Raw genomic sequence first — 6,580 nt, 5'->3', positions numbered from 1 at the left:
GCGCCTCGCGCTCGAGCACGGCCTCCTCGCCGCGGATCTGTGCCTGTCGGCCTTCTTCGCCGAGAGCAAGACCAAGGCTCGGCTCGCGCGCCCGGGCCCCCATCCACGCCATCAGCGCGTCGAGCCCCTCGGTCCGGCGCGCGAGCCGAGCCTTGGTCTTGCTCTCGGCGAAGAAGGCCGACAGGCACAGATCCGCGGCGAGCCGGGCCTCGTCGAGGGCCTCGCGGGCCTCGTCGAGCAGCGCCTCGCGCTCGAGCACGGCCTCCTCGCCGTCGCGCCGCGCGAGCGCGACGATCTTCTGGCGGAGCTCGGTCGCCCGGGCCAAGGACTGCTCGATCACGCGGGCGAGCACGGGGTCCTCGACCTGCCTCGGGGCCCTGGCCTGCTTGCCCTGCTTGCCCCGCTTGGCCTTGCCCTTGCCCTTGCCCTTGCCCTTGCCCTTGCCCTTGCCCTTGCCCTCGCCCGCGTCGACGCCAACGCGCCAGTCGAAGGCCCGGAGCTGCTCGAGGCTCAGGCCAACCAAAGAGTCGCCCTGGCGCAGGGCGTGGTCGACAAAGGTAAAGGGCAGGCTGCGCGACATCGTCACCAGCCACAGCGAGAGCTTGGCCAGGTTGACCGCGTGGGGGTTCTTGTCGACCCCGTAGACGCAGCGCTGGGCGACCAGGCGGCGGGCGGCGATCACCGGGTCGGCCTCGTCGGTCTCGCCTTCGAGGGGCCGGGCCTCGCCGCTGAGCTCGCCGAGCGCGGCGGCGATCAGCGGGCCCTGGTCGGCGTAGCGACCCTCGCGTTGCCAGGCCGCGACGACGTGATCGCCGAGCTGGCGCACGACCTCGACCAGGAACGCGCCCGAGCCCATGGCCGGATCGACGATCTTGAGGTTGAGCAGGGCCGCGCTGCTCGGCGGGCCCCCGGCCTCGGCCTCGATCGTGCGCAGGATCGGGGTCAGGGTCCGGCGGACGACGGGCTCGGTCAGCTCGCGGGGGGTGTAGTGCGAGCTGGTCCGCCTCCGCTCGTCGCCGGGCTGGATCACGAGGCGCCCGGCGGCGAGGCGCTGGCCGTGGGTCTTGCCGGCGAAGCCCTCGATCGCGTCGAGGGTCGCGTCGCGGGCGGCGGCGGCCCGGGCGGGCGCCTGGCTCGGCCCCCCCGACTTCGGCAGGCCCGCGAGCGCGTCGGCGACGGCCCGGGCCAGGCGGGTCGCGGCGGACTTGTCGAGGCCGAGCTCGTCCTTGAGCCACTTCGCGCGCTGGGCCGGGGCGACGGCGAGGAGCTCGTCGGCGCCCAGCCACACGCCCTTGGCCCGGCGGGCCCCGAGGCGGACCGAGGCCTGGTCGAGGCGGGCGACGTCGTAGCCCATCAGGGCCTCGTAGACGCTGCCGATCTGCTCGACGTCGAGGGCGCGGTAGCTGAGCCGCTGGCGGGCCCGGCCCTCGCGGAGGTAGAGCAGGGCGTCGAGGACCTCGTAGAGGGTGCCGTCGTCGACGCTCGGGACCTGCACCTGGGCGCGCTGCTCCGCGCTGAGCTCGCTGTCCTCGGCGCAGGCGCGGGCGCGGCCCTCGAGGAAGGGGTAGGCCTCGGGGTCAAACAGGTGGCCCCGGCGCGGGGGCATGATCAGCGGCGCCTCGCCGCCCTCGCCCCGATGGTGGATGCCGTCGTGGATCGCCCGCCAGGTCGCAAGCAGGCGCGACCACGCGCCGAAGCGCCGGTCCATCGCGTCGGGGTGGGCGGCCTGATCTCGCTGCAGCTCGTCGAACAGGCCGAGGAGCGAGTAGCCGGTCTGGTAGATCGGGTGCTCGACCGGGAGCAGGCCGCGGTCCTCGGCGTAGAGCATGAACACCAGGCGCAGCAGCACGGTCAGCAAGCCGGCGTAGACCTCACCGGTGCCAGCGTCGCGGGGGCCCTGGTCGACGAGGCGGTCGAGGAGCTCGCTCTGGTCGCGGGAGGCCGCGGCCTCGAAGCCGACGAGCAGGGTCGAGAGGGCCTCGAAGACCTGGTCGGCGAGGCGCTCGGTGACCTCGGCCTGCTGCCTGCGGCTGGCCTCGAGCAGGGCCGGGAGCCGGTGCTCGGCCGCCTGGGTCAGCCAGCGGTCGCGCCCGAGCAGGGCGCAAAAGGCGTCGAGCATCGGGCGGCCGCCGACCTCGGCCATGTCGCTGAGGTCGAAGCTCAGCGAGCCGGTGGTCTCGCCGTGGGGGGCGTAGATCAGCCGGACCTGGGTCCGGTTGGTCAGGAGGCCGATCGGGACCCGGGTGTGGCGAAGCAGGCGCTCGAACTTCGCGGCCGGGGGGTAGTTCCAGTCGGCGCTGCGGTCGGGGCGGTCGAGGTCGCGGCCGATCGCCTCGGGCCCGAAGGCCGTGGCCTCGTCGGCGAGATCCCAGACCAGCGCGAGGTAGTCGCCGCCGGCGAGCGCGGCCGACGAGCGCTCGGGGTCGGTGTCGGACGCGTCGGGCTCGAGCTCGGCGGCGGCCTCGGTGCTCGGGGCCGGGGCGGAAGACGGGCCCGGCTCGGGCGCGAAGGGGTCGTCGGCGAAGGGATCCTCGGCGAAGGGATCCTCGGCGAAGGGATCCTCGGCGAAGGGGTCGGCGGGCGCGGGCTGGGCCGGCGCGCGGGCAGGCGCGGCCGCGGCGGCGGGCGCCGAGGGCTCGCCCGCGGCGAAGGGGTCGCTCGCCGCGAAGGGGTCGGCCGCGGCGAAGGGGTCGGCCTCGCTCGGGCGCGCCGGCTGCCGCCGGGCCTGGCGACGGATCCCGGCGCTGGGCCGGATCATCGTGCTGGTCGCCGCGTCGGCCGCGACCACGTGCAAGCTCGGGGGCAAGCTGGCCCCGAGGTCGATGTCGCCGGGGGCGAACTCGAGCAGCCCGAAGAGCAGGACCTCGAGAGAGGGGAGCTCGAGGCGCGGGCGCTCGACCTCGGCGAGGGGATCGGCGGACCGGGGCTTGGGCCGCTTCGGCTTGGGCCCGGGCTCGCCCTCGGCCGAGGCCGGCTCATCGACGGGCGGCAGCAGCTGCGCGCGGTAGCTTCGCTGGGCCGCGGGCCCGCGCTGGAACATCAAGCCCGCGCTCGTGAGCACGGGGACCGAGACGACCAGGCCGTCCTGGTCGACCATGCCCAGCCAGCTCTCGTGCCAGCGCGCCTGGGTGCGTGCGTCGATCCGGTGCCTGCTCATCCCCACACCTTCGGCCACAGGTAGACCAGCCCGACCGGCTCGATCCGGCACAGCTGGACCTCGTAGAGCGCGCGCAGCTGCCCGGGCTCGTGCTCGATCTCGTCTTGGATCGCGGCGACGCGGTCTTTGAGGGCGTCGCGGTCGGCCAGGCTCTGGCGGCGCTCGGCCTCCCTGGCGATGCCCGCGAGCTCGAGCTGCTGGCCGAGCTCCCCGGCGAGGCGGCGGCGCTGGTCGACGAGGAGCTTCTCGAGCGCCTGGCTCTCTTGTTCGCCGCGCTCGCGCAGGCGCGCGCCGGCGGCCTCGGCCGCGACCTGGCCCCGCGCCCGGACCTGGGGCCAGAGCTCGGCGAGGTCGCCGCGGGCCCGCGCGAGGACCGAGCGGCGCTGGTGGGCGCCGAGCGGGCGCGTGGGGCCCTGGCCCTCGACGTCGAGCAGGTCGCCCAGGACCATCGAGAGCTGGCCAAACTCGCGCTCGGACACGGGCGCGAGCGGGCCCTCGGCCGTGTCGCCGCTGACCCGGACGATCGTCTCGACGATCTCGTCGTGGAGGCGCACGGCCCCGTGACCAAAGAGCGAGACCCGGGCCAGGGCGACGGCGTAGGCGTGGCCGTCGTGCTCGTGGCGGAGCAGGGCGAGGTGCTCGAGCTGGTGCGCGCCAAACCCGGCCGAGGTGAAGACGTCGAGGAGGCGGCGGACGAAGGGGTGATGCAGGTGAAGGTGGACCCGGGGCGAGGTCATCTGCGGGGGCGGATCAAAGACCACGGCCTGGGGCGGCGCCGCCCGACGCCAGTCCCACAGCGACTCGTCGCGCGCACGCGGCCGCCGCAGCGCGTCGAGGGTGCTCTCCCACCCGGCGGGGAGCTCGGGCACGCGGAAGGCCTCGCTGTGCCCCTCGCCCGCGACCGGCTCGAGCTTGTTGGCGCCGAGCAGGGTCAGGGCCACGTCGAGGGCCTGACGGAGCAGGCGCGGCTCGAAGTTGAGCTGCCGGACCGCGTCGAGGTAGCGCGTGCCCGCCCGGCGGATCTCGCCGTCGAGCTGCCTGTCGCTCGCGCGCAGGCCCCCGGCCCCGGCCCCGTCGAGCTCGCGCAGGACCACCTGCTGCCGCGCGCCCGGGTTGGTCGCGGCCTCGAGCTCGGCGGCGAGCTCCGGGCGGATGCTGCGGCCTTCGAGGGTCGCGGCAACCTGGTCCATGACCACGCTGCCGACCGAGCCGAGCTCCTCGCGGATGACGTCGACCTTGCGCACGATCGTGTCGAGGACCCGATCTTCCTCGCGCTGGGCGTAGACGAAGTAGTGGCAGCGGACCTCGGGCTCGGGCTGCAAGGTCCGATCGATCCGGCCGTTGCGCTGCTCGAGCCGGGCCGGGTTCCAGGGGATGTCGAAGTGCATCAGGTCGGCGCAGGCGCCCTGAAGGTTGATGCCCTCGCGGGCCGCGTCGGTCGCAAGCAGGACCCGGACGGGGTCGGCCTCGGGCGGGGCGTTGAAGGCCCGCTGGATCGCCTCGCGGCGCTCGTCTCCGAGCGCCCCGTGGATCTCGAGGATCCGCTCGGCGCCGCGATCGGTCGACTCGAAGGCGCGCGTGAGCAGGGTCTTGAGCCAGCGCTTGGTGTCGGTGTACTCGGTGAAGATCAGCAGCTTGCGCGGGCCCCAGCTGGTCCGGGCCCCGGGCTCGACGCCAGCGCCGAGGCCGACCGCCGGGCACTGGTTGCGGCGGATCCACTCGAGCAGGGCCCGGACCCGGGCGTCGGCCGAGCCGCTGCTGCGCCGGGCGAGGGTCAGCATCGCGTCGAGCTGGGCCCGGGCCTGCGCCGAGGGCGGGCCGAGCGAGGCGCTGGCGCTGGCGGTTTGCTGGAGCTCGTCGTCCTCGAGCGCCTCGTCGGCGCGATCGAGCTCGTCGTCGCGGCCGAGCTGGGCCGCGTGGGCCTCGGCCTCGGCGGGCGTGCTCGGCGAGGCGTCGAGGCGCGCGGCGAAGTGGGCGTCGAAGCGCTCGGCGTGGGCGCACAAGGTCCGGTAAAAGGCCGCCGTCGAGCTCAGCAGGCGCTTTTGGAGGTTGGCGAAGACCAGGCGCTGGCGCTTGTTGGCCGGCGCGACCGTGCGCTCGTACTCGCCGAGCATGCGGGCGAGCTCGAGCTCGGGCGCGGCCGCCTGAGCGAGGGACCAGGGCGACTCCCCGAGCTCGACCAGGGGCAGCTCCGGGCGGGTATAGCTGGCCAGGGCCGGGTCGTCCTTGGCGCTCGGGCGGGGGCTGTGCAAGCTCGCGTCGAGCGCCCAGCTCCCGACCTCGCCCGCGGCCCCGGGCGCGTGACGCAGGGTCAAGGCGACGACCTCGCGCCGGGGAAACAGGCCCTTGGCCACCCGCCGGATGTCGCGCTTGAGCCGGCGGACCATCACGGCCTCGAGCGCCTCGGGGTTGGCGGTGACCGAGCTGGCCCGGTGGAAGCGCTGGGGATCGAGGAGCTCGAGCAGGGCCGAGAAGCTGTTGCTGTGGCCGTTGTGGGGCGTGGCCGACAAGAACAGGCGGTTCTCGAAGCGCGGGCACAGGTGCTCCCGGGCGACCCGGGTGATCTGCGAGTCGAGGGCGTAGGAGCTGCCCGAGGCCGGGGCCACGGTGTGGGCCTCGTCGAGGATCAGCAGCGACTTGCGCCGCTTGCCGTGCTCGCTGTGGGCCGACAAGAACGCCCGCAGCGGCTCGAGGTACTCGGCCCGACGCAGGAGCGGGTAAGAGATGATGAAGCGCTTGTGGGTCGTCCAGGGGTTGACCTTGTAGCCCCGCTGCTGGCGCATCCGCGCGACGAAGGCGCGGTCGTAGACCTGAAACTGGAGCCCGAAGCGCTTGTAGAGCTCCTCTTGCCACTGCAGGCACACGCTCGCCGGGCCGACGACGAGCACGAACTCGACCCGCTGGCGCAGCAGCAGCTCCTGCATGACCAGCCCGGCCTCGATGGTCTTGCCGAGGCCGACGTCGTCGGCGATGAACAAGTTGGCGCGCGGGAGCTCGAGCGCCTTCATCAGCGGGATCAGCTGGTAGCTCTGGACGTGGATCCCGGCCCGCAGCGGGGCCTGAAACAAGGTCGCGTCGGCGGCCGTGGTCGCGTTCCAGCGCAAGGTGTTGAGGTAGGCCGAGAAGTGCTCGGGCGGGTCGAAGTCGGCGAGCCCGCGGAGCTGACCGGCCTCGGGCTCGCTCACGTAGGCCCCGAGCTCGAGCTCCCACAGCACGCTGAGCTCGCGGCCCGGGGCGTCGTCGTCGAGGCAGACCAGATCGACGAGGTGGGCGGCCTTGCGCCGGGCGACGGTCGGCGGGTGCACGGCTTCGACCAGCCAATTGCGGTGGCGACAGCGGGCGATCTGGCCGGGCTTGGGGATCGCCGCGCCGAGCTCGGCGGGCGGGCGCGCGGGCAAGGGGCTCGGGCGCGGGGGCTTGGCC

1 protein-coding gene and 1 pseudogene are annotated in these 6,580 nt (G+C 74.4%); both read right to left on the bottom strand.

Translation table 11 applies throughout. The annotated features are described in order from the left end of the window. Window positions 1-3,157 (bottom strand): annotated as a pseudogene (locus ENSA5_RS38225) (hypothetical protein); the annotation flags it as partial. Beyond that, on the bottom strand, window positions 3,154-6,580 hold a 3,427-nt coding region (drmD, locus tag ENSA5_RS25230; protein WP_308726570.1), incomplete at its 5' end, for a DISARM system SNF2-like helicase DrmD. The pseudogene ENSA5_RS38225 and the gene drmD, both read right to left, overlap by 4 nt.

This window comes from Enhygromyxa salina (genome assembly GCF_002994615.1).
GTDB lineage: Bacteria > Myxococcota_A > Polyangia > Nannocystales > Nannocystaceae > Plesiocystis > Plesiocystis salina_A.
Note: the sequence above shows the minus strand (reverse complement) of the source record. Positions and strands in the feature narration are given on the sequence as shown.